The organism is Mesorhizobium sp., from assembly GCF_965229135.1.
GTDB lineage: Bacteria > Pseudomonadota > Alphaproteobacteria > Rhizobiales > Rhizobiaceae > Mesorhizobium.
Window position 1 is genome coordinate 1788271 of sequence record NZ_OZ245860.1, and the last position, 22719, is coordinate 1810989.

The 22719-nt window shown below is 60.8% G+C and carries 22 protein-coding genes; 15 read left to right on the top strand and 7 right to left on the bottom strand.

From position 1 onward, the window contains the following. Positions 1-41: 41 nt before the first annotated feature. Positions 42-1046 carry a porin gene (locus ACO07C_RS08815; RefSeq protein ID WP_421917475.1) on the bottom strand — a complete coding sequence of 335 codons (1005 nt, stop codon included), beginning with the start codon at positions 1044-1046 and terminating at the stop codon, positions 42-44. Here ACO07C_RS08815 and ACO07C_RS08820 point away from each other — a divergent pair. Further along, positions 975-2189: a porin gene (locus tag ACO07C_RS08820; protein ID WP_421917476.1), complete on the top strand. Its 1215-nt coding sequence runs from the start codon at positions 975-977 to the stop codon at positions 2187-2189. The genes ACO07C_RS08815 and ACO07C_RS08820 overlap by 72 nt on opposite strands. A gap of 437 nt (positions 2190-2626) precedes the next feature. Here ACO07C_RS08820 and ACO07C_RS08825 read toward each other — a convergent pair whose 3' ends face one another. Then, positions 2627-4291 carry a tetratricopeptide repeat-containing sulfotransferase family protein gene (locus ACO07C_RS08825; protein ID WP_421913792.1) on the bottom strand — a complete coding sequence of 555 codons (1665 nt, stop codon included), beginning with the start codon at positions 4289-4291 and terminating at the stop codon, positions 2627-2629. A gap of 118 nt (positions 4292-4409) precedes the next feature. Here ACO07C_RS08825 and ACO07C_RS08830 point away from each other — a divergent pair, with 118 nt between their 5' ends. Continuing rightward, positions 4410-5522, top strand: a complete 1113-nt coding sequence (locus ACO07C_RS08830; RefSeq protein ID WP_421913793.1) for a pyridoxal phosphate-dependent aminotransferase — start codon at positions 4410-4412, stop codon at positions 5520-5522. Between the two features lie 28 nt (positions 5523-5550). Here the strand turns inward: ACO07C_RS08830 and ACO07C_RS08835 are convergent, their stop codons facing one another. Then, on the bottom strand, positions 5551-6555 hold the full coding sequence (locus ACO07C_RS08835) for a bifunctional helix-turn-helix transcriptional regulator/GNAT family N-acetyltransferase (RefSeq protein WP_421913794.1): 1005 nt from the start codon (positions 6553-6555) through the stop codon (positions 5551-5553). A 161-nt stretch (positions 6556-6716) separates the two neighbouring features. On the opposite strand from ACO07C_RS08835, the gene ACO07C_RS08840 reads away from it, so the two are divergent. The 8 genes from ACO07C_RS08840 to ACO07C_RS08875 all read left to right on the top strand — a co-directional run bounded on the left by ACO07C_RS08840 (position 6717) and on the right by ACO07C_RS08875 (position 14159). Continuing rightward, positions 6717-7001: an acylphosphatase gene (locus ACO07C_RS08840; protein WP_421913795.1), complete on the top strand. Its 285-nt coding sequence runs from the start codon at positions 6717-6719 to the stop codon at positions 6999-7001. 64 nt (positions 7002-7065) lie between these two features. Then, entirely contained in the window at positions 7066-7716 is a 651-nt protein-coding gene (locus ACO07C_RS08845; protein WP_421913796.1) for a TetR/AcrR family transcriptional regulator, read from the top strand. 27 nt (positions 7717-7743) lie between these two features. Further along, the gene (locus ACO07C_RS08850) at positions 7744-8907 is read left to right on the top strand and encodes an isovaleryl-CoA dehydrogenase (protein WP_421913797.1); all 1164 of its coding nucleotides are present in this window, start codon (positions 7744-7746) and stop codon (positions 8905-8907) included. A gap of 1 nt (position 8908) precedes the next feature. Then, positions 8909-10516 (top strand): carboxyl transferase domain-containing protein, encoded by a 1608-nt coding sequence (locus tag ACO07C_RS08855; RefSeq protein ID WP_421913798.1) that lies wholly within the window; start codon positions 8909-8911, stop codon positions 10514-10516. A gap of 1 nt (position 10517) precedes the next feature. Further along, a complete protein-coding gene (locus ACO07C_RS08860) occupies positions 10518-11045 on the top strand; it encodes an O-acetyl-ADP-ribose deacetylase (RefSeq protein ID WP_421913799.1) in 528 nt (175 codons plus the stop codon). 119 nt (positions 11046-11164) lie between these two features. Next, entirely contained in the window at positions 11165-11542 is a 378-nt protein-coding gene (locus tag ACO07C_RS08865; protein WP_421913800.1) for a hypothetical protein, read from the top strand. Positions 11543-11587: 45 nt separating this feature from the next. After that, entirely contained in the window at positions 11588-11962 is a 375-nt protein-coding gene (locus ACO07C_RS08870; RefSeq protein WP_421913801.1) for a hypothetical protein, read from the top strand. A 232-nt stretch (positions 11963-12194) separates the two neighbouring features. Next, positions 12195-14159 (top strand): acetyl/propionyl/methylcrotonyl-CoA carboxylase subunit alpha, encoded by a 1965-nt coding sequence (locus ACO07C_RS08875; RefSeq protein ID WP_421913802.1) that lies wholly within the window; start codon positions 12195-12197, stop codon positions 14157-14159. Positions 14160-14259: 100 nt separating this feature from the next. On the opposite strand, the gene ACO07C_RS08880 is transcribed toward ACO07C_RS08875, so the two are convergent. Beyond that, positions 14260-15381 carry a branched-chain amino acid ABC transporter substrate-binding protein gene (locus tag ACO07C_RS08880; RefSeq protein ID WP_421913803.1) on the bottom strand — a complete coding sequence of 374 codons (1122 nt, stop codon included), beginning with the start codon at positions 15379-15381 and terminating at the stop codon, positions 14260-14262. Between the two features lie 392 nt (positions 15382-15773). Next, on the bottom strand, positions 15774-16040 hold the full coding sequence (locus ACO07C_RS08885) for a sel1 repeat family protein (protein WP_354459703.1): 267 nt from the start codon (positions 16038-16040) through the stop codon (positions 15774-15776). A gap of 447 nt (positions 16041-16487) precedes the next feature. Between ACO07C_RS08885 and ACO07C_RS08890 the strand changes: the two genes are divergently transcribed. The 5 genes from ACO07C_RS08890 to ACO07C_RS08910 all read left to right on the top strand — a co-directional run bounded on the left by ACO07C_RS08890 (position 16488) and on the right by ACO07C_RS08910 (position 20133). Continuing rightward, positions 16488-16829, top strand: coding sequence for a DUF2147 domain-containing protein (locus ACO07C_RS08890; RefSeq protein ID WP_421913804.1), 342 nt, complete (start codon positions 16488-16490; stop codon positions 16827-16829). Between the two features lie 214 nt (positions 16830-17043). Then, complete coding sequence (locus ACO07C_RS08895; protein ID WP_421913805.1) at positions 17044-17202, top strand: hypothetical protein; 159 nt, start codon at positions 17044-17046, stop codon at positions 17200-17202. Positions 17203-17238: 36 nt separating this feature from the next. Beyond that, the gene (locus tag ACO07C_RS08900; RefSeq protein WP_421913806.1) at positions 17239-17433 is read left to right on the top strand and encodes a hypothetical protein; all 195 of its coding nucleotides are present in this window, start codon (positions 17239-17241) and stop codon (positions 17431-17433) included. Between the two features lie 169 nt (positions 17434-17602). Next, positions 17603-19063: an AMP nucleosidase gene (locus ACO07C_RS08905; protein ID WP_421913807.1), complete on the top strand. Its 1461-nt coding sequence runs from the start codon at positions 17603-17605 to the stop codon at positions 19061-19063. A gap of 56 nt (positions 19064-19119) precedes the next feature. Continuing rightward, positions 19120-20133 carry an endonuclease/exonuclease/phosphatase family protein gene (locus ACO07C_RS08910; RefSeq protein ID WP_421913808.1) on the top strand — a complete coding sequence of 338 codons (1014 nt, stop codon included), beginning with the start codon at positions 19120-19122 and terminating at the stop codon, positions 20131-20133. A gap of 7 nt (positions 20134-20140) precedes the next feature. Here the strand turns inward: ACO07C_RS08910 and ACO07C_RS08915 are convergent, their stop codons facing one another. Further along, the gene (locus ACO07C_RS08915; protein ID WP_421913809.1) at positions 20141-20740 is read right to left on the bottom strand and encodes a DUF922 domain-containing protein; all 600 of its coding nucleotides are present in this window, start codon (positions 20738-20740) and stop codon (positions 20141-20143) included. A gap of 105 nt (positions 20741-20845) precedes the next feature. After that, complete coding sequence (locus ACO07C_RS08920) at positions 20846-22525, bottom strand: electron transfer flavoprotein-ubiquinone oxidoreductase (RefSeq protein ID WP_421913810.1); 1680 nt, start codon at positions 22523-22525, stop codon at positions 20846-20848. Positions 22526-22719 lie beyond the last annotated feature (194 nt).

The window sequence follows — 22719 nt, forward strand, 5'->3', positions numbered from 1 at the left end:
TTGTGCGCCCGGGCTGCTTTTGATTATCTAGAGCTCAGCCATTAGAACGAGCGCTGGAAGCGGAGGATACCGCCGATGCCGTCATAGCTGGCGTGGTAAGCGCTGTCGCCAGCATTCACGTAGTCAACTTCGCCGGTGATCGTGAAGCCGGGGACAACGTCATACGCAACGTTGGCAGCAAGGCCAAACTTCTTGCCTTCGTCATAGGACAGCTGAGCGTTGAAGGAGGTCTTCTCGTTGAACTTGTACGTGCCACCACCCCAGATAGCCCAGTTGCCATCCCAGAGCTTGTACATGTTGTGATCGAAGTTCCTGTCGGTGCCATAGCCACCCATCGCGAACAAGGACAACGCGCTGGAAACGTTCACATCTAGGCGAACCTTGCCGGCCCACTCTTCGGCTGCGCTGTCATATGCTGCAACACCCGAAATCGAGCCCCAGCCCTGCGTGTACTTCACGCCACCGACGACATGCGGGACGTAGCTGTCGATCGTGTAGACGCCATAGCCTTCTTCAAGCGAGACCACTGCCGAGAAACCGTTGCCGGCGTCGAAGTAGTACTGGACGACATTGGTGTCGAAGCCGCCGTAGGGAACCAGCGTATCCTGGATGACGTTGCCGGCATAACCGACGAACGTATCGAAGGCCGATTCGTCCTTACCAACGCGCAGACCGCCGAGCTGGATCCAGGCGAAGTTCAGCGTGATACCCTTGTTCTGGGCGCCACCGCCAAAGACATAACCATCGAGATCTGCGTTGTAGGTAACCAGACCGCTGGAAGCCGTATTGCCGAAGTTGATACGGGTCTCGGTATAGGTCTTCAACGTACCGAGTTCGGTTTCCTGGCCGGTCCAGGTCTTCAGGGTGAACCGGGCGTTCTTCTGCCAAGTACCCTGGTCTTCGCCACTAATGTGGTCGGTAGCGCGAGCGCCATCGAACGAAGCGACGTCACCGCCGCCGATGTCGTAACGGACATAGCCGCCGATGCGCAGGCAGGTCTCGGTGCCGGGGATGTAGAAGTAGCCAGCGCCGTAGACGTCGCAGATCTTGACGTATTCAGCGGGTTCCGGCTCGGCGACGACGACGGCGTCGCCGAGCCGGAACCCGCTGAATACGTCAAGATCTGCGACGTCTACGGCGCTGGCTACTTCTACATCCCCGGCACCGAGACCTGCCTGCGCATCGGCGGCTATGTCCGTTATGATGCCGGCTTCGGTGACACCGGTACGTTCGACGGCGCTCGCAGCCTTGACGTCAAGGACGGCAAGGACCAGGGCACCTGGTGGAAGAACACCCGCTTCACGCTGAAGACCTGGACTGGCCAGGAAACCGAACTCGGCACTTTGAAGACCTACACCGAACTGCGCTTTAATTTCGGCAATTCGGCCTCCGACACGGGCGCTGGCAATTACCCTGCCAATAACAATGCCGGCAACCACGCCAACATGGAATTCGCGTGGATCCAGCTCGGCGGCCTGCGCGTGGGTCTTGACGAATCGGCATTCGACACGTTCGTCGGTTACGCCGGCAACGTCATCAACGATACGCTCGTTCCTTACGGCGGCTTCGACACCAACGTCGTCCAGTACTATTTCGACGCTGGTAACGGCTTCTCGGCGGTGGCCTCTCTGGAAGAAGGTTCGGGCGGCGCTTCGAACCCGAGCGGCAACTATGGTATCGGCACGATCGACAGCTACGTTCCGCACGTTGTCGGCGGCGTGAAGTACACGCAGGGCTGGGGTGATATCGTCGGCGTCGTTGCTTACGACAGCAACTATGAGTCGGTGTCCGGCAAGGTCCGCGTGGACTTCAACGTCACCAAGGAATTCTCGCTGTTCGGCATGGTTGGCTACGGCAGCACGAACCACCTCGACGACAACAGCTACTTCGCGAACGCGAACGGTCGCGGCTTCTACAAGCCGTGGGGCGGCAGCTGGGCATTCTGGGCTGGTGGCACGTATAAGTTCAACGAGAAGACCTCGTTCAACCTGCAGGTGTCCGGTGATCAGTGGAAGGATTACGGCATCGCAGCCAACGTGGCATACACCCCGGTTCCTGGCTTCACGATCACGCCTGAAGTTGACTTCCAGCGCGTTGGCTCGGGTGCCATCGACGCAGGTAACGTCTGGGCTGGCGCGCAGAAGAAGAACAACGTCGCGGGCATCATCCGCTTCGAGCGCGACTTCTAATAGACTTCGCCTTGTCGAAACCGAAACCCGGCGGGCAACCGCCGGGTTTTTTTATTCAACAAGCCAACGGCGCGAGCTTACTGCCACGCCATACCGATTATTCCACTTTTTCAGAGCACCTCTTGCGGTGCTATGTCCGCTTACTCTAACCTCGCTCCAGGCTGAAACGTCGGACATCTTGGAACTGCAGCATGGCGGCGCGCATCATTGGGTGACGCAAAGGTGGCTCCGGCACTCAAAATGAAGCACGGTGTTTTTCGAAGATCGATGCGGCTTAGGTCGGACGCTGCCGAGAGCTATTGGCCGCATATTGGCCGAAATCGACTAGACGGAATTGCGGCGCCCAGACCTGCTCATGAAGGGACGCGCCCTTCGCTTGAGGTTTTTTCCATCGATGCGGCACAAGCCCAGTCAGCTTGCGCCGGGTTCACCGGAGATCAGGTGTCGGCCAGATCCCCCAAGGCTTCGATCAGTGGACTGATCTCCCCTTCGAAATTCTTCCAGCGCTTAACGGAGGATTTATAGATCGGCTGACGGACCTGCCAGCGGCTTGGCGTAGTTACCGCCCCCTCCCTATCGAAGAAACGAAGGCACGCTTCATCCCAGGGGAGCCCGAGATATTCTATGAGCCGGCGCGATTGTGTCTCTTGATGCTCCACAAGCGTCTCATAGCAATTTTCAAAGATGCGACCCGGGAAAACCTCGTTCCAGTGCCGCATCAAGCGGTCATATTCTCGATAGTAGAGGCCGAGTGTCCGCAGATCTGTATTGTAGCTGTGCGCAGAACTAAAAGGCAGGACAAAGCAGGACACGCAATTGTCGATGGCATCGCGGCGGCAGTGAATGATGCGGGCGTTGGGAAAGAGCAGGCTTGCGAGGCCGATCAATTCGAAATTGTGCGGCATCTTGTCGATGATCCGCTGCGCAGTCGGAGCGCGCTCCCGCAGATAGGAAAGATGCTCTTCGGCCAACGTCTTGGACAAGCCTTCGGTGATCGTCATCATCGGCTTGCTGAAATCAGAGGCCGAGCTCTGCAGACCGATCGCGTTCGCTACCCGCCTCAGTTTGCTAAGCTCCCCAGCGCCATGAACGTCGGGATGACTGGCGCAAATTTGTTCGGTCAGTGTCGTCCCCGAGCGCGGCATCCCAACTACGAAAACAGGCGCTTCGGAAGGGTTCCCGTAGCTGGCCTTCGCGGCAAACAGATCCGGCGTAAAGGTTTCAATGGTCAGATCCACGAAACGACGATACTGATCGATGTTGAACGTGTAGCCGGCGGCCTGTTTGGCTCCGTTGAAATGGTGAAACGCCTCTGCGTAGCGCTTGAGATCGTTCAGCACCTTGCCGGCAGCGTAGTGCAGGCTCTGGACGGCCTCCGATTTAAGTTGTGGACGGTCTAGTTCCTGAAGGATCGATTGGAGTTCCGCAGGCTCTTCGGTAAATTTTCGGGTCTGCACGAGGTCGTAATAAGCCGCCGCGACGTCAACGCGGTGTTCGATCGCCTCTTTAAGATAGACGCCTGCCTCCTCCATTCGCCCAAGGCCGGCGAGCGCGGCAGCCATTCCGATCCGCGCCTTTGGGTGATCGCGGTTAATTTTCAGCGCTTTCTCATAAAGCGGCAAGGCCAGGTCGGGTTTGTCGAACTCGGTATAAACGCGACCCAACGCACAAAGGGCAGCTATAATATCTGGCTGCAGTTCCAAAGCATATTGGATATGCTTGATAGCCGCGGAAAACTCGCTCAGCTTGCCATAGGCCTCACCGAGACTAAGATGATAATAGGGGTTTCTAGGCGCCTCACCAACCGCGCGTGCGAAATAACGAAGCGCCGCTTCGTCGTCGTAGCCAAGACAGACCGTTCCCATGATATAGAGCGCCAGCGGATGGTTCGGCGTGCGCGCCAGGACGCGAAGGCAGAGATCCTGCGCTTCGGCCAAACGCTTGGCCTGTTGATGCTCATAGGCTTGCTTTAGCAAAAAGTCGTCAGCCTGGGCGCGTGCCAGCGGATCTGCCTGCTGAGGATTAAACGCCGGCACCTTCGGTTTCGGCGCCGCTCCGGACTTGAGGTGCTTGGAGAAGGCAGGGGGCAGACGATTGTTCATGCCATCTGGCTAGCAAAAAGACTCGAAGGAATCCAGCACTACAGTTGCGGAGTGCTGGAGCTTGCACCCACCGGCCGGCCACGCTAGCAAGAAGGCCCTTTCCACGCGAGCTTCCGTCATGCGCCAGCGCCCTCCCCTCACGCCGCTTATCGCCGCGCTTCCGTCGACCGTGCCTTTTGTCGGCCCGGAGGCGCAGGAGCGTGATCGCGGCCGACCGTTCCGTGCCCGTATCGGCGCCAATGAGAGCAGTTTCGGCCCTTCGCCCAAGGTCGTCGCCCGCATGGCCGGGATCGCGGGGGATATGTGGATGTACTGCGATCCGGACAATCACGATTTGAAGGTCGCCGTTGCGGCGTATCTTGGGGTGAAAGCCGAGAACGTGGTTGTCGGCGAGGGCATTGACGGGCTGCTCAGCCTGGTGGCGCGCATGTATGTCGCGCCTGGCGATGCGGTTGTGACTTCGCTCGGCGCCTATCCGACCTTCAACTTCCATGTCGCCGGCGTTGGCGGGCGACTGGTTACGGTTCCCTACAAGAACCATCATGAGGATCTGGACGGTCTGCTCGAGGCCGTCGTCAAGGAAAAGGCGCCGCTGGTCTATCTGTCCAATCCGGACAATCCGATGGGAAGCTGGTGGGAGGCGGCCGACATCATCCGCTTCATCGAAGCCCTGCCGGAGACCACCATGCTGGTGCTGGACGAGGCCTATGGCGAGTTGGGGCCGGCATCGGCGCTGCCGCCGATAGACGTGTCGCGGCCCAATGTCGTGCGCATGCGCACCTTTTCAAAGGCCTACGGACTTGCCGGCATACGTTGCGGCTACGCCGTGGCGGAGGCTCAGGTGATCGCCGATTTCGAGAAGATCCGCAACCATTACGGTGTCAGCCGCATGGCGCAGATCGCTGGCGTCGAGGCGCTTGCCGACCAAGCTTGGCTGAAAAGCGTGGTCGGCCGGGTCGAAGCTGGTCGCCGGCGCATTTCCGACATAGCCGAGGCGAACGGGCTGAAACCTCTGCCATCGGCGACCAATTTCGTCACCATCGACTGCGGCAGCGACGGCGCCTTCGCGATGAAGGTGCTGCAGGCGCTGTTGTCGCGCGACGTCTTCATCCGCAAGCCGATGGCGCCGGGGCTCGACCACTGCATCCGCGTCAGTGTTGGCCTGGATCATGAACTCGACACCTTCGCGGAGGAGTTGCCCGGCGCGCTCGCCGCCGCGCGAGGCAACTAGAATCAGGCCTGGGAACGAGGCCCTCTCATCAGAGATCCAGTTCCCATGTCTGGCCAACCAGATCCTTGCCGAAACTGCGGTGGCGTTCCTCGCCGACCAGCCTGAAACCGGCGCGCTCATAGATTGCGCGCGCCGCCACAAGGATATCGTTCGTCCACAGCACAAGCCGCCGGTAGCCGCAGGTCCGCGCCTGGTCGATGCACTGCTCGACCAGGCGTTTGCCGATTCCCATGCCGCGCGCCGATGCCTCGACATGCAGCATGCGCAACTTCGCGACCTCGTCATCGAGATGGACCAGGAACACCGCGCCAACCGGCAGGCCAGCGCGTTCGGCGATCCAGCAAAAGTCTCGTCCGGGCAGGAAATTGCGAATGAAATCCGATCCGATTTCGGCGAGAAGTGCCTCGAACTCGATGCTCCAGCCATATTCCTCGGCATAGAGTTTGGCCTGCCGCTGCACGACCCAGCCGACATCGCCGACACGGTGCGGCCGCAGGGTCACCTCTGGCGTTCCATCAAGGTTCTCCTGCGTGGGATCGCCCAGCAATTCCGCCGCCTTGCGCAACGCGCCGCCCAGTTCGTGCAGTCTGTGATCGGGCAGATTCTCGATAAGCCGCGCCGTGTCGCGATCCGCCGCCGTCTGAAGCCCTGACAGCGCCGCCTCGCCTCTTGCCGTCAGTGACAGTATCCGCCGGCGTTTGTCAGCCGGGTCGACCCTGGTCTCGGTCAGGCCCTCGCCCGCGAATTTTCGTAGAATGCGCGTCAGATAGGCGGCATCGACGCGCAACTGTTTGGCTATGTCGGAGGCGGTCGGCCCCATATCAATATGAAAGGCCTCGGCAAGAAAGCCGTGCTCTCCTGCAGCTTCAGACGCCGCGGGACGATCGCGGCGGCCGAGTTCGAACAGCACGCGCGCCTCGGTCAAGGTGAATGCGCTTTGCGTGAGCGTCTCGTCGAGAAGACCGACAGTGCGCGTGTAGAAGCGATTGAAGTGCCTGATATCGGCCACCAATGCGTTGCGTTCGTCCAACATCGCGTCCAACTCCAACGAGGCCGCTCTGTTTTCTGAAAATTAGTGGACTGAGTCAATTAAATTTCAGGAACAAGCCGACCCGTTGTGTCAGGCGTACAATTCTAAAGTTGCATTCAATCGGCCGCGCGCCAGATTCCAAGGACACAGACCGAGAGAGATTCATGGCTGGTCATCTCATGGAAGTGCGGGCGCGCGTCGACGGCACGGTGCAAGGTGTCGGCTTCAGAAACTGGGTTCGGCGCGAGGCGACAAGCCTTGGTCTTGCCGGCTGGGTTCGCAACGAGGCGGACGGGTCCGTGACGGCTCATATTGCAGGGTCCTATCAAGCGGTTTCGAGAATGATCGAGCGGCTTCGCAAAGGGCCGCCCGGCGCTTCGGTTTCCGGGATCGAGGTAGAGGAGTTTGCACCAGCAAGCTCTTTTGTCGGGTTCAAGATCGTTTCATGATAGCGCTTCGCCGGCCTCTTGAATTAATTGAACGTTCGTTTTAATATTGCGCAAGAGGACGATCATGGCGCGCACCACAGGATCCGATGGCGAAAAGACCGAGGCGGCTATCCGGGAGGCGGCGGTCAACCTGATCGCACGCCTTGGCTACGAAGCGATGTCGATGCGCCAGCTCGCTGCCGAGGTCGGCGTGCAGGCGGCTGCGCTCTACCGCTATTTCCCGACCAAGGAAGACCTTCTGTTCACGCTGATGCGTGAGCACATGGAGGGGCTGCTCGCGGCATGGGACGCCGCACGCCCTCCGCTTGCCGATCCCGTTGCGCGGCTCTCGGCCTACGTCCGCAATCACATCGCTTTCCACATCGAGCGCCGGCACGCCACGCACGTCTCGAACATGGAGCTTCGCAGCCTGTCGCCCGAGAGGCTGACACAAATCCTCAAGCAGCGCGCGGCTTACGAAAAGGAGCTGCGCGCCATCCTGCGCGACGGCGTTGATACAGGCGTTTTCACGGTCGAGGACACCGGCCTCACCGCCATGGCGCTGATCCAGATGATGACCGGGGTCATCGTGTGGTTCCGACCGGGCGAGCGGCTGTCGATCGCTGAAGTCACGGCGACATATCTTTCGATGACAATGCGCCTGGTAGGCGCGCGGATCGACAACCACAGCGCAGCGCGTCCCTTAGGACGCGCGAAGGACGCTTTGGCGCTTTAATTTCATGCGGCACCGGGGAGGAATGGCATGTACACGAACACCCTCAGCTTCGGACATGACGAAGACATAGAGGCGCTGCGCGACCTCGTGCGGCGCTTCGCGCAGGACAGGATCGCCCCGATCGCCGCCGACATCGATCGCTCCAACGAGTTTCCGGCGCATCTGTGGCGCGAACTCGGCGCGCTCGGACTGCTCGGCATCACCGCCGATGCGGATTTCGGCGGCACCGGCATGGGCTATCTGGCCCATGTCATCGCGGTTGAGGAGATTTCCCGCGCCTCGGCCTCCGTCGGCCTCTCCTACGGCGCCCATTCCAATCTCTGCGTGAACCAGATCAACCGCTGGGCAACGCCGGCGCAGAAGGAGAAATTCCTGCCGCCGCTTTGCTCGGGCGAACGCGTCGGCGCGTTGGCCATGTCGGAGTCCGGCTCCGGCTCCGATGTCGTGTCCCTCAAGCTGCGCGCCGAAAAGCGCAACGACCACTATGTGCTCAACGGCACCAAGATGTGGATCACCAACGGGCCGGACGCCGAGACGCTGGTCGTCTATGCCAAGACCGATCCGGAACTGAAATCGCGTGGCATCACCGCTTTCATCGTCGAAAAGGCGATGGCGGGCTTTTCCGTGGCGCAGAAACTCGACAAGCTCGGCATGCGCGGCTCCAACACCGGTGAACTGGTGTTCGAGAACGTCGAAGTGCCCTTCGATAACGTTCTGCATGAAGAAGGGCGCGGCGTCGAGGTCCTGATGTCTGGGCTAGACTACGAGCGTACGGTGCTCGCCGGCGGCCCGATCGGATTGATGGCGGCATGTCTCGATGTGGCGATCCCGTACGTGCATGAGCGCAAGCAGTTCGGCCAGCCGATCGGCGAGTTCCAGCTGGTGCAAGGCAAGCTTGCCGACATGTATACGACGATGAATGCCGCGCGCGCCTATGTCTATGCCGTCGCCGCCGCTTGCGACCGTGGCCAGACGACCCGCAAGGATGCCGCCGGTTGCGTGCTGTTCGCCGCTGAGAAGGCGACGCGGATGGCGCTTGACGCACTGCAGTTGCTGGGCGGCAATGGCTACATCAACGACTATCCGACAGGCCGCCTCTTGCGCGACGCCAAGCTCTACGAGATCGGCGCCGGCACCAGCGAAATCCGTCGCTGGCTGATCGGGCGCGAGATCATGGCTGAGGGGGTGTAGCATGGCCGTGCTCCAGAGCCAGGTTTCCCCTTCCTCCGACACTTTCCGCACCAATGCCGAGCGCATGCGGGCCTTGGTCGCCGATATCGCCGATATCGCAGCGACCGTCGAACGCGGCGGTTCGCAAGAGGCGCGCGAACGCCACGTTTCGCGTGGCAAGCTCCTGCCGCGCGAACGTCTTGCCCAGTTGCTGGATGTCGGCTCGCCCTTCCTCGAGATCGGCCAGTTCGCCGCATGGTCGATGTATGGCGAGGAGATTTCGTCGGCCGGCTTGATCGCCGGCATCGGCCGCGTCGAAGGCACGGAAGTGATGGTGGTGGTCAACGACGCCACGGTGAAGGGCGGCACCTACTATCCTCTGACGGTGAAGAAGCATCTGCGTGCGCAGGAGATCGCGCTTCAGAACAATCTGCCTTGTGTCTACCTGGTCGACAGCGGTGGCGCCAACCTGCCCAACCAGGACGAGGTGTTCCCCGACCGTGAGCATTTCGGCCGCATCTTCTACAACCAGGCCAACATGTCGGCCGCCGGCATCCCGCAGATCGCCTGCGTCATGGGATCATGCACGGCGGGCGGCGCCTATGTGCCGGCGATGTCCGACGAGACGATCATGGTGCGCAACCAGGCGACCATCTTCCTTGGTGGTCCTCCGCTGGTGAAGGCCGCGACCGGAGAGGATGTCACCGCCGAGGAACTGGGCGGCGCGGACGTGCATACGCGGCTTTCCGGAGTCGCCGACCACTATGCAATGGACGATGACCATGCGCTCGCCATTTGCCGGCGCATCGTCAAAAACCTGAATCGAAACAAGACCGTAAGTCTGAACCTACAGAAACCGATTCCGCCGCTTCATCCGGCTGATGAGCTGTATGGCATCGTGCCGACGGATTTGCGCCAGCCCTATGACGTGCGCGAGGTGATTGCCCGCGTCATCGACGGTTCCGAGTTCGATGAGTTCAAGCAGAATTATGGCACCACGCTGATCACCGGCTTTGCCCGCCTCCACGGCATGCCGGTCGGCATCATCGCCAACAATGGCGTGCTGTTTTCCGAAAGTGCGCTGAAGGGCGCGCACTTCATCGAACTCTGCTGCCAGCGCAAGGTCCCGCTGGTCTTCCTGCAGAACATCACCGGCTTCATGGTGGGGCGGAAATACGAGGCAGGCGGCATCGCCAAGGACGGCGCCAAGCTGGTGATGGCTGTCGCGACGGCCAAGGTGCCGAAGATAACGATGATCATCGGGGGCTCGTTCGGCGCAGGCAATTACGGCATGTGCGGCCGCGCCTACTCGCCGCGCTTCCTGTGGATGTGGCCGAATGCCCGCATTTCGGTGATGGGCGGTGAGCAGGCGGCAACGGTGCTTGCCATGGTCAAGCGCGAAGGCATCGTGCGCAAAGGCGGCGAATGGAGCGCGGAGGAGGAGGCGAAGTTCAAGAAGCCCATCCTGATGAAATACGAGCATGAGGGCCATCCGCTCTACTCATCCGCCCGCCTCTGGGACGACGGCATCATCGATCCTGCCAAGACACGCGAGGTGCTGGCGCTCAGCCTTTCGGCCGCACTCAATGCCGAAATCGAGGACACGCGCTTCGGCGTGTTCAGGATGTGACATGGGCGTAGATCCACGCATCCAGATCCAGACAGGCGACATCACCAGGTTGGCTGTCGACGCCATCGTGAATGCGGCCAACAGTTCCTTGGTGGGCGGCGGAGGAGTTGATGGCGCCATTCACCGGGCCGCCGGGCCGGAACTGCTGGTCGAATGCGGCATGCTGAATGGCTGCAATGTCGGCGAAGCCAAGGTCACCAAGGGCTACAAACCGCCGGCTCGTCATATTATCCATACGGTCGGGCCGGTCTGGCAAGGCGGCGGCAAGGGCGAAGCCGAATTGCTGGCGTCCTGCTACCAGCGATCGCTTGAAATCGCTCGTACCAATGAATGCCTGACAATAGCATTTCCGGCGATCTCGACCGGCATATATCGATATCCAGAGGACGAGGCGGCGACGATTGCTGTCGGCACCGTGAGCCGTTTCCTCCGAGAGGGAATGCTGCCGAGAACCGTGATTTTCTGCTGCTTCGATGAACAGACCGCACGACTACAACGACAGGCCGTTGCTGCCATCTGGGGAGGCTGAACTTATGGTACAAAAGATTCCCCGGAGAAGCCGAGCAGGAATTATCAGCAGAGAGCTAGCGGCGGCCCATAATCTTCGCTACGTCTTATCCTGCACTAGGGCATCTCAGCGGGATCAAGATGAATCTCAAATATTGCGGTTACTCAACCAAGCTTCTACTTGCATTATTTCTAATATTCACCATTCCCGGAGTAGGCGCAGCGGACTCGCTTGCCGGGAAGGTCGGCGACAAACGGTTCTCTCCATATCTGTCATTGGATCCGAAGGAAGCCTGCACAAAAGCTTACAACGCCTTTGTCGCGGCCAGCGGCCATTCGGCCTATGCCACGACCTTCTACTCGCGCGTCGTCGATCTCTACATTATCTGCGGCACGAAGCTCAACGCGCCGAGCCAGAAGGCCGCCGAGGACGCTGCGCTACGCAACTGTCAGGCCGGCCTGAAGAAGTGGAAGGTCCGGACCGCAAGCGGCGGCTGCGAGATCGCGGCCTCCAAATAGACGAACAGCAACCGCTCTCGATTTTCTTCACTTGGGGAGGACAAAATGACATCTGCAGGCATAAAACGGATCCTGCCCTCGATCCTGGCCGGATTGGTTGTGGCCACGACGCCCGGCATCGGCATGGCCGCTTCTCTGGCAGGTCAGGAGGGCGACAAGCGATTTCCGCCGGCATTGACGAGAGATGCGAAATCCCCGTGCAACAAGGCCTACAAGGCTTATGTGGCTGCCGGTGGCCATTCGGCCTATGCCACGACGCCGTACTCCAGGGTAGTTTCGCTTTATATCATTTGCGGCTCGAGTCTGAATGCGCCCTCGCAGAAGGAGGCCGAAGGAGCGGCGATGAAGTCCTGTCTCGCCACCCGCGCACACTACAAGGTGACGACAGGCGGCACCTGCGAGATCGCCTCGTCCAAATAGGCACAAGCGAGCTTCCCATAGAGCACTCCCTCAATAAGGGAGAGGTCAATCTCCGCCATATTGCGGGAGATTGCCAGCTTCAGCATTGCCAGTCCTCCTTCACTGTTGGCCATTGGCGAAACCGGCGGCGACGTTCGATCTACCGCCAGGTAGGACGAATGTCCGGCAGGACAGAGGGGGGCGTGGGAAAACACCTCCTTAGCTCGACGCAAGCTCGTACAGCGGAGGCCCCATGTTCACCAAGATCCTGATCGCCAATCGCGGTGAGATCGCCTGTCGCGTCATGCGCACCGCCCGCAAACTCGGCGTGCGGACCGTCGCCGTCTATTCCGATGCCGATGCCCGTGCCCTGCATGTCGAGATGGCCGATGAGGCGGTACACATCGGCCCCTCTCCCGTAGGCGAAAGTTATTTGCGCGGCGACAAGATCATCGCCGCTGCCTTGGCAACGGGCGCCGAGGCTATTCATCCCGGTTACGGCTTCCTGTCGGAAAACCCTGATTTCGTTGACCAGGTGGTCACAGCCGGGCTTACGTTCATCGGCCCGTCGGCGGCCTCGATCCGGGCAATGGGGCTGAAGGACGCCGCCAAACGGCTGATGGAGAAGGCAGGCGTGCCCGTGGTGCCCGGCTATCACGGCGAAGCGCAGGAGATCGTGCTGCTCGCTTCCAAGGCGCGTGAGATCGGCTATCCTGTTCTGATCAAGGCGCGTGCCGGCGGTGGCGGCAAGGGGATGCGCAAGGTCGAACATCCCGACGATTTTTCCGAGGCATTGTCAGGCGCGCGCCGGGAGGCCAAGGCCGCCTTCGGCGACGATCGCGTGCTGGTCGAAAAATATGTCGACAAGCCGCGTCACATCGAGGTGCAGGTATTCGGCGACAATTTCGGCAATGCGGTACATCTCTATGAACGGGACTGTTCGGCCCAGCGCCGCCACCAGAAGGTGATCGAAGAGGCGCCAGCCCCCGGCATGACACCGGAACTGCGCAAGGCAATGACCGATGCGGCGGTGAAGGCGGCCAAGGCGATCAACTATTCCGGCGCCGGCACCATCGAGTTCATTGTCGATGCCTCGCAGGGGCTGAAGGCCGATCGTTTCTGGTTCATGGAAATGAACACTAGGCTGCAGGTCGAGCATCCTGTCACCGAAATGGTCACCGCCACCGATCTTGTCGAGTGGCAACTGAAGGTGGCATCCGGCGAAAGGCTGCCTAGGGAGCAAGCCGAGATCAGCCTTTCCGGCCACGCTTTCGAGGCACGCATCTATGCCGAGGACGCGACAAAGGGCTTTCTGCCGGCAACAGGCACGCTGCATCATTTGAAATTCCCTGATACCGCACCCGAAGGCGCCACGATGCGCATCGAGACCGGCGTGCGAGCCGGCGATACGATCTCGCCCTATTATGATCCGATGATCGCCAAACTGGTGGTGCATGGCAAGGACAGGCCCGCGGCGCTGGGAGCGCTCGCCGCAGCGCTTCGCCAGACTGAAGTTGCCGGATCGACCGTCAACACCGCCTTTCTTGCCGCCCTATCCGCCGATCCCGACTTCTCGAAAGGCGATGTCGACACCGGACTGATCGGCCGGCATCAGCAGGCGCTGACCGAAATTGCACCGCCTGACTGCGAAACCGTTGCCGCCGCGGCCCTGGCGGCATCGGGGGCTGGCGAAATGTCGCCATCGGACGATCCCTGGTCGTCGCTCGCTGGCTACCAACATTTTCATCCGACGTCGCGGCGAACCCGGCTTCTCTACGGTGAGCACGATATCACGGCAAAGGTATCGGTGCGGCCGGATGGCCGCTTCGCGGTGACGCTGGACGCACCATCCGGCAGCGCCAACGCGCAGGATCTTCGCACCACACCTCGCCTCGCTCGCTGGCCCGGTCACGTCACGGTCTTCTCAGGCGCCGTCGGCTACACATTCGCCGTGCCTGACCCCTTGGCGAGGGCCGATGAATCGGCCGCGGCATCGGGCAGTCTGCGCGCACCGATGCCCGGCCTGGTCAAGCTGGTGCGCGTGGCTGCCGGCGAAGCCGTTACCAAAGGCCAACCGTTGCTCATCCTCGAAGCGATGAAGATGGAACACACCATCGCGGCCCCACACGATGGCGTGGTCGCCGAGATCGCCTCGGAAGGGGCACAAGTCACCGACGGCACGGTGCTGGTGCGGTTCGCCGAGGATGTTCACGCCTGATCCCCGTGCCGCCGGCATTCGGAGCAGAGGTCTCCACCGGAAATGAAAATGGCCGGGACAAGCCCGGCCATCTCTTCAACTCACTTGATCGCCGGAGCGATCACTGCGCGATTGGCGCATACTTGCCGTCATGCCACTGGTTGATGTCGTAGCTGGCGTTCTTGAGGTCGCCCTTCTCGTCGAAGGTAACATCGCCCACAACGGTGCTGATCGGCGTGCCGTTCTTCAGCGCCTCGGCGACCTTGGCCGGATCGTCGCTGCCTGCGCGCTTGATGCCTTCGGCGAAAGCCTGGATCGTGGCGTAGGAGAACAGCGTGAAGCCTTCTGGAACGAAGCCGCCGGCCTTGATCTTCTCGACGGCAGCCTTTGCCTCCGGCTTTGCCTGAGGATCGGACGGGAACACGAACATGGTGCCCTCGCCGGCCGGGCCGGCAACCTGCCAGAATTCCGGTGAAGCGATGGAGTCGGGCATGATCAGCTGGAACTTGAGGTTCTGCTCGGCCGACTGACGCAGGATCAGGCCAGCTTCAGGATGGTAGCCGCCAAAATAGACGACATCGGCCTTGAGATCCTTCAGCTTGGTGACGAGCGCCGAATAGTCCTTCTCGCCGGGATTGATGGCGTCATAGTACACTTCCTTGAGGCCGCCGGTGTTCATCGTCGCCTTGACGGCATCCGCCACGCCCTGACCATAGGCGCTCTTGTCGTGCAGGATGACGACGTTCTTGCCCGCGTATTTCTTGGCGATCCACGGGCCGATGAAAGCTCCCTGCGCATCGTCTCGCGTATAGAGGCGCATGATCGTCGGCCAGCCTGCTTTCGCTGCAGCGTCGGTCAGCACCGGGTTGGACGAGGCCGGGCTCATCATAAGGGCGCCAGCTTCGGCATAGACGGCGGACGCCGGAATGCTCGAGCCCGAGCAAGCGTGGCCATCAATGAACTTGACGCCGTTGGCGACGATCCGGTTGGCCACTGAAACAGCCTGCTTGGGATCGCACTGGTCGTCTTCGATGTCGAGCTTGATCATCGAGCCATTGACGCCGCCCGCGGCATTGATGGCGTCGGCGGCAGCCTGTGCGCCCTGCTTGAACTGGTCGCCGATGGTGGCGAGTTGTCCTGTCATCGGTCCGACCACCGCAAAGGTGATGTCGTCCGCCAAGGCAACTGGCGCGCTCATCAGGAGGCCAAAAACGGCCGCGCTCAAAATACTTGTTTTTCTCATGGTTGAAACAACTCCTCCACTTCACGCGCGGCCGCCCCGGCCGCGCTTCTTTCAGAGAGGCGGGACAATTTCATCCTTCGCATGGCCTGTCTAGGCGCATTGGTGGCACTCGATTGGGCCTGCACAGCGTCATCCACGCAAAAAAGCCGCGCTGGCCTTGTTCCGGCCGGTCGCGGCTTTTTTCGCCCGTCGAGCTATCCCCAAGCGCCCCCGCGCCTAAATCCCGCTCGCCTTCCCTGCAACCGCGCAGCTCAGCCCTTGCCTGCCGCGTTCTTGTTCTTGATGTGCTAGGCCGTCTTGCGCGGCCTTTGTATTCCGCCGGTTCCGGCCATCTGTGCGGCCTTGATCCGGAGCTTCCCTGTCTGCGGTCTATATCAACGATCCGGCGGATCTCAGTGCATGGTCATCCATTCACGAGCCTCGCGCAGCGCCTTGGCGATGTCGGCCTTCGACATGGCGGCCGACAGTTCCGAGCGCAATTCGGCGGCGCGGACGGAGCCCTTGATCGCGGCGATGTTGAACCATTTGTGGGCGGCGACGACATCGGTCTCGCAGTCGCGGCCGGTCGCATACATCATGCCCAATTCGAAAAGAATGTCGGCCTGTGCAGTCGCGCCCATGGCGCCAAAACCGGCTTCAAGCATTTCAAAACGTGCCATTTCAATCCCCTGTTTCTGGCCCCTGTCAGGCTCCCGAGAGCTGCTTGCGTGTTGTCTTCCGTGCCGCTCTTCCGATGCTTTCGAGAATGCCTCGCAGGCTTGAATCCGTCGTTAAATGGCGTGCTTAATTTGAAGAAAACAAAGCTAAAACAATAGGTAAACGTCGAAATTCGTTAAGGATACAAAGTCAGCAATCGCGGCGGTTTCGACCAAATTTGACGAAAATTTCCGAGGCCGAGATCAAGACTCTGCTAACCACGGCCGACAAAGACACGATATCGATCGTTTCATTTTCGGGCTGGCGCGGGCGATTTCGGCATCCGAAAATCCTGGCTGTTGCCGTAGCGGCACCGCTTTTGTTTTGCCAGGAGCTGGATTAGCTTACGTTTGCGTAAGCGGCAGACCGGCGGGGAGCACCGTTCCGGGAAACCCACAGGGAGGACAAACATGTTTCGAAAAACGAGCCTGGCCCTCGCGGCTACATTGATCATGGCCGGCGCGGCATGGGCCGATCCGATCGAAGGCAACTGGAAGACACAGGCTGGCGACACAGCAGCCATCTCGGGCTCCGGTGAATTCTCCATCACGCTCAAGACGGGCAAATACGCCGGCAAGACCATAGGTTCGCTCAAGCCGGCCGGGGACAACAAGTATGCCGGCAGCATCACCGACCCGGCAAACGACAAGACCTATTCCGGCAAGGCGACCCTGTCGGGGGCATCATTGAAGATGAGCGGCTGCGTACTGGGCGGGCTGATCTGCAAGAGCCAGACCTGGCACAAACTCTGATCGTTCGCTCTCTCATGGATTACCAACGGGGCCCGAGGAGGCCCCGTTTTCGTATCACCGGCGCTGTGACAGCCTCGCCGTGACGAACCGCCGGCAGAGGCAGGCGGCGATTGCTAAAACTGTCAATGAATTTGAATGGCAGATGAACGCCGGCATCAGAGCCGGTTCAGTCGCGCTCGGGCATTCTCCTGCGTGTTGAAGGAGACACCAGACAATGCTCGCCCGCCGTTTCACCATCGTCTGCCTGCTGATGAGCCTTTTCGGACTGTTCTTCGCCATCCTTGTCGCCGAGGCCGGCCGCCCAACCCGCTATTGGGCAGAGACCGGATCCGGCACCTGCGGCTTCACCTGCCCCGATCACCTGCGCCGCTGAAGCGCCGCGCCAAGACCTCGAAAGAAGTATCAAGCCATGAACCCCATCGCCGCCAACGCACTCAAGGTCCTTCGGCTGCTGCCGCGGGCGGCACTCATCCTGCTGGTGCTCGCGGCACCTGTCCTTGCCGTGCCCGCCATGCGCGCCGATGTCGGCTCGACGATCGATGCGCCGGCGATGAGGAAATCAGGGGTGGGCTTCGTACTTCTGGTCAGCCTGCAGCGCGGTTGAGCGCGACGCTTCAAGATTGAATCATCAGACGCACTCAAGGCCTTGCGCCAAAAGAAAAAGCCGCGCTTTTGGCGCCTTCGGCCACCGCCCCCCTCCCAACGGTCATTCCAAGTCTCTATATTGAGCCATGGAAAAGCGAATCTATCCCCAAGCCATCGAATCGGTCGTCATGCCGGAGCCTTTTGGCCGGCAAAGCTTCAGCGACCCCGAAAAGGCGGTTGCCGCACTTCAGCTCCTTTATGACCGTAACACCAAGTTCCTGCGTGACTCGTTTGCAGCGCTGGCCGCTGGCGGCGACAACAGCAAGCGCTATCGGGCTTTCTATCCCGAGATAAGCGTCACCACCAATTCGTTCACCCAGGTCGACTCCCGCCAAGCCTATGGCCATATGCCGACGCCGGGGAATTTCGCGACGACCATCACCCAACCCGGACTGTTTGAAAGCTACCTCGCCGAACAGCTTCGCCTGATCATGCGCAATCATGGCGTCGAGGTCACCGTTTCAGAATCGACCACGCCCATTCCGCTGCATTTCGCCTTCCTCGAAGGCACCCATGTCGACGGCGCTGCGGCCGAGCGCATCAAGCGGCCAATCCGCGACCTGTTCGACGTGCCGGATCTCGACGGAACCGACGACCAGATCGCCAATGGTACATTCGAAGTGTCGTTCGGCGAGCCAAGGCCGCTGGCGCCCTTCACCGCACAGCGCATCGATTATTCACTGCATCGCCTGTCGCACTATACGGCGACCACACCGCAGCATTTCCAGAACTTCGTGCTGTTCACCAACTACCAGTTCTACATCGATGAATTCGTCGCGCGCGCCCGCGCTCTGATGGCGGAAGGCGGCGGTGGCTATACCGAATTCGTCGAGCCAGGCAATGTCGTAACCAGGGCCGGCGAAGGTGCGCCCAGTTCAGGCGTGGCAGTTCCGCGCCTGCCACAGATGCCCGCCTATCATCTGAAGAAGCCGAACCATGGCGGCATCACCATGGTCAATATCGGCGTCGGCCCCTCGAACGCCAAGACGATCACCGACCATATCGCGGTGCTCAGGCCACATGCCTGGGTGATGCTCGGTCACTGTGCCGGACTGCGCAACACCCAGGCGCTGGGCGATTATGTTCTTGCGCATGCCTATGTGCGCGAAGACCACGTTCTCGACGACGATCTTCCTGTCTGGGTTCCGATCCCGCCATTGGCGGAGATCCAGGTGGCTTTGCAGGAGGCCGTCGCCGAAGTAACCGGCCTGTCCGGCTACGATCTCAAGCGCATCATGCGCACCGGCACCGTCGCCACCATCGACAACCGCAACTGGGAACTGCGCGACCAGCGTGGGCCCGTGCAACGCCTGTCGCAGTCGCGGGCCATCGCGCTCGACATGGAATCGGCGACGATCGCGGCGAACGGCTTCCGCTTCCGGGTGCCCTACGGGACGTTGCTTTGCGTTTCCGACAAGCCGCTGCACGGTGAGCTCAAACTGCCGGGCATGGCGACGGAATTCTACAAGCGGCAAGTGGCGCAGCATCTGACCATCGGAATCAGGGCGTTGGAGAAGCTGTCGGAAATGCCGATGGAGCGGCTGCATTCGCGCAAGCTCAGAAGTTTTTCGGAGACGGCATTCCAGTAGGCCGGCAGACATTTCGCCATCTTGATTGGGCCGTAATTGTACCGATAAGCAAGCCGATGGGACTCAATCGACACAAGGCGGCGACAGCGACATTCGTCGCCATGTTCGCCCTGTCCGTGCCACTTGTTGCCGGATTTTTCGGGGCGCTGCACCCGGCGCTCGATTCGTTCTCCCACTTTCGTGTTCATCTGGCCGTGCTGATGGCGCTTTGCGCGCTGCCATTGCTTGCCACGACATTCCGCTTGCAGGCGGCCGCCGCCCTGCTCTTTGCCGTGGCGGCATTTTCAACCACCTCGAACGCACTGCCGCTACCGCGCCTGTGGCCGGTCCAGGCTGGCTTCGAGGCCACGAGCGACAAGCAGGCGGTCTATCGGCTGCTGCAGATGAATCTGCGCTACAACAATCCGACACCGGAAAAAGTGCTGTCGCTGATCGGCCGGACCAATCCAGACGTGATAACGATCGAAGAGGTTTCCGAGATGTGGGAGGATAAATTCTCGCTCATCTCCAGCATCTATCGCTATCGGATCTTCTGTCCGTTCCCCAACGGGGTGTTCGGTGTCGGCATCGTATCGAGGCGCCCCTTCTCGGCTGGAACAGAGCAACGCTGCTTTGGCCGCGGCGCCATGGCGATCGCAACGGTCGATTTCGGTGGTATAGACATCGATGTGGCCGCCCTCCACCTCGGCTGGCCGTGGCCGTTCGAGCAGTCACGGCAGATCGGCGAATTGTCGGATCCCCTGGCCTCGCTTGCCGAGACGGCGATCATGGCGGGTGACTGCAACGCCGTGCCATGGAGCGCTGCCGTTCGCCGCGTCGCAGAGATGGGTGAATTGCGCCTGATGCCGTCTGTCGGGCCGACCTGGCTCCATCGCAAGCTGCCGGAAACCCTGCGTTTTGCAGGACTACCGATCGACCAAGTCTTCAGCAAGGGCGCGGTCCTGCTTCATTCGGCGGTAACGCTGGAGAACACTGGCTCCGACCACCTGCCGATATTGGTGGAATTCTCGCTGCGGCCGCAGGAAGAGAAGCCGACAGGCGAGCCCGAGACGGCGACAGTCTCCCTCTGACCTGGCGCTAAGGCGCCTCCAACGTGTTTAGAAGGTATTCGACATGGCCGCCTTCACGATGCTCCGTGGCATCGAAGGCATTCTGCTTGTCTTCGTATTCGGCATAGATGGCGTCGATGCGGCTGTTGGCTTCGCGCCGTGTCTTCGAGCATTCCGGATCATCGGGGACTGTCAGGCCGGTCAACGATTTGTCGGTGGCCGCCATCATTTCCCTGGCGATGCGGCCGTGCGTCTCCTCATGCGCGGTGACGCCGTCGAGGAACCGCTTCCAGTGTTTTTGGAGCGCCGGTGGGATGGGGGACGCAATCCGCGGGTAGACGAAATTCAGGTTAAGCGTGCCGTTGGCCTGCTTGATGCGACAAGCGCCCCTGACTTTGGTGAACTCGAAGTCCCAGGTCTTGGTATAGTTGGTCTGCGCGATCGCCCGGGCCATGAAACCGTGCCTCGGTCCGTTACGGTCCATCGAGGCAACCAGCGCTTCGCCCGACATACCGGCAACATCGTATGTCCGCGTCGCGACGATGACCTTGACGCCGGCCAAGGCCGTGGAAGAAAAGCAGAAGGTTACGCCAACCGCCGCCAGCAATGTCACGGTCGTCAAGCGCATCCCGGTTTCCCTTGCAACGAAACAAGCAGAGCACAGGTCTCCGGCCGCTTCAACGGCCTTGGGCGACTTCACGCGGTCGTGTGAACGGCAGCCAGGCGTCCAGCCTTACATGTTTTGATACACCGGCCCCTCGCCGCCCTGCGGCGGCACCCAGTTGATGTTCTGGTTCGGGTCCTTGATGTCGCAGGTCTTGCAGTGCACGCAGTTCTGCGCGTTGATGACGAAACGCACATCCTTGGCCGAAGGGTCAGCGGCGCTGTTGCCATCCTTGTCTACCCATTCGTAGACACCGGCTGGGCAGTAGCGTGTGGAAGGCCCGGCAAAGACATCGTGCTCGGAACGCTTCTGCAGATCCATGTCGCCGACCAGCAGGTGGACCGGCTCGTTTTCCTCGTGATTCGTGTTGGAGAGGAAGACCGAGGACAACCGGTCGAACGTGAGCACACCATCAGGCTTTGGATAGGTGATCTTCTTGTGCTGGGCGGCAGGCTCCAGCGCGGCATAGTCTGCCTTGCCATGTTTCAGCGTGCCGAAGGGCGAGACGCCGAAAAGAGTGTTCAGCCACATGTCGAGCCCGCCGAGGCTGACGCCGATGATGGTGCCAAAGCGCGACCATAACGGCTTGACGTTGCGAACCTTCTTCAGGTCCTTGCCGATATCGGTCGCACGCCATGCTGCTTCATATGAGATGAGTTCGTCATTGGCGCGCCCGGCGGCGATTGCCTCGGCGACATGATCCGCGGCCAGCATTCCCGACAGCACCGCATTGTGCGATCCCTTGATGCGCGGCACGTTGACGAAACCCGCCGAGCAACCCATCAGCACGCCGCCGGGGAACGACAGTTTCGGCACCGACTGCCAGCCGCCTTCGGTGATCGCGCGAGCGCCATACCCCAGTCGCTTTGCGCCTTCGAACGTGCCTGAAATAGCCGGGTGGGTCTTGAACCGCTGGAATTCCTCGAATGGCGACAGATAAGGGTTCTTGTAGTTGAGGTGGACGACGAAGCCCACCGCCACCTGGTTGTCCTCCAGGTGGTAGAGGAACGAACCACCGCCGGTCTTCATATCGAGCGGCCAGCCGAAGGAATGCTGCACGAGGCCCGGTCTGTGGTTCTCCGGCTTGACCTGCCAGAGTTCCTTGAGGCCGATGCCGTACTTGCCGGGCTCCCGGCCCTCCGAAAGCTTGTATTTTGCAATCAGCTGCTTTGCGAGCGAGCCGCGCGCGCCTTCGCCGATCAGCACATACTTGCCCATCAGGGCCATGCCCGGCGCGAAGCCTGGGCCGTGCGTCCCGTCCTTCTCGACACCCATGTCGCCGGTGACGACGCCGGTGACGGCGCCTTCTTCATTGTAGAGCAGTCCCACGGCGGCAAAGCCCGGGTAGATTTCGACGCCCAGCGCCTCGGCCTTGCCGGCCAGCCAGCGGCTGACATTGCCGAGCGAGACAATGTAGTTGCCGTGATTGTTCATCAGCGGCGGCATCAGGATGTTGGGTAGGCGGAACGAGCCGGCCGGGCCAAGGACCAGGAAATGATCGGCGGTGACAGGGGTTTTGAACGGATGCCCTTCCTCTTCGCGCCAGCCTGGCAACAGGCGATCGATGCCAATCGGATCGACGACGGCGCCGGACAGGATGTGAGCACCGACCTCACCGCCCTTTTCCAGGACGACGACGGAAAGGTCGGGGTTGACCTGCTTGAGGCGGATGGCGGCGGCGAGGCCAGCCGGACCGGCACCGACGATGACCACGTCGAATTCCATGCTTTCGCGTTCGATATCGCTCATCAACCCCTCCGCACTGGCTTGTCCCATTCGGGTATCTTGCTGGCTCCCGCGCTGCATAGCGCATCAATTGGCGACAGGAAACCGGCGCATACGTGACAATGCCGATTTCGACAAAGAGTCGCGCCCGAGGAACGGCAAGCCCTACGCCCGGTGTTTTTCAATTGTTCGACGGCTTGCATATCGGTCATATTCAA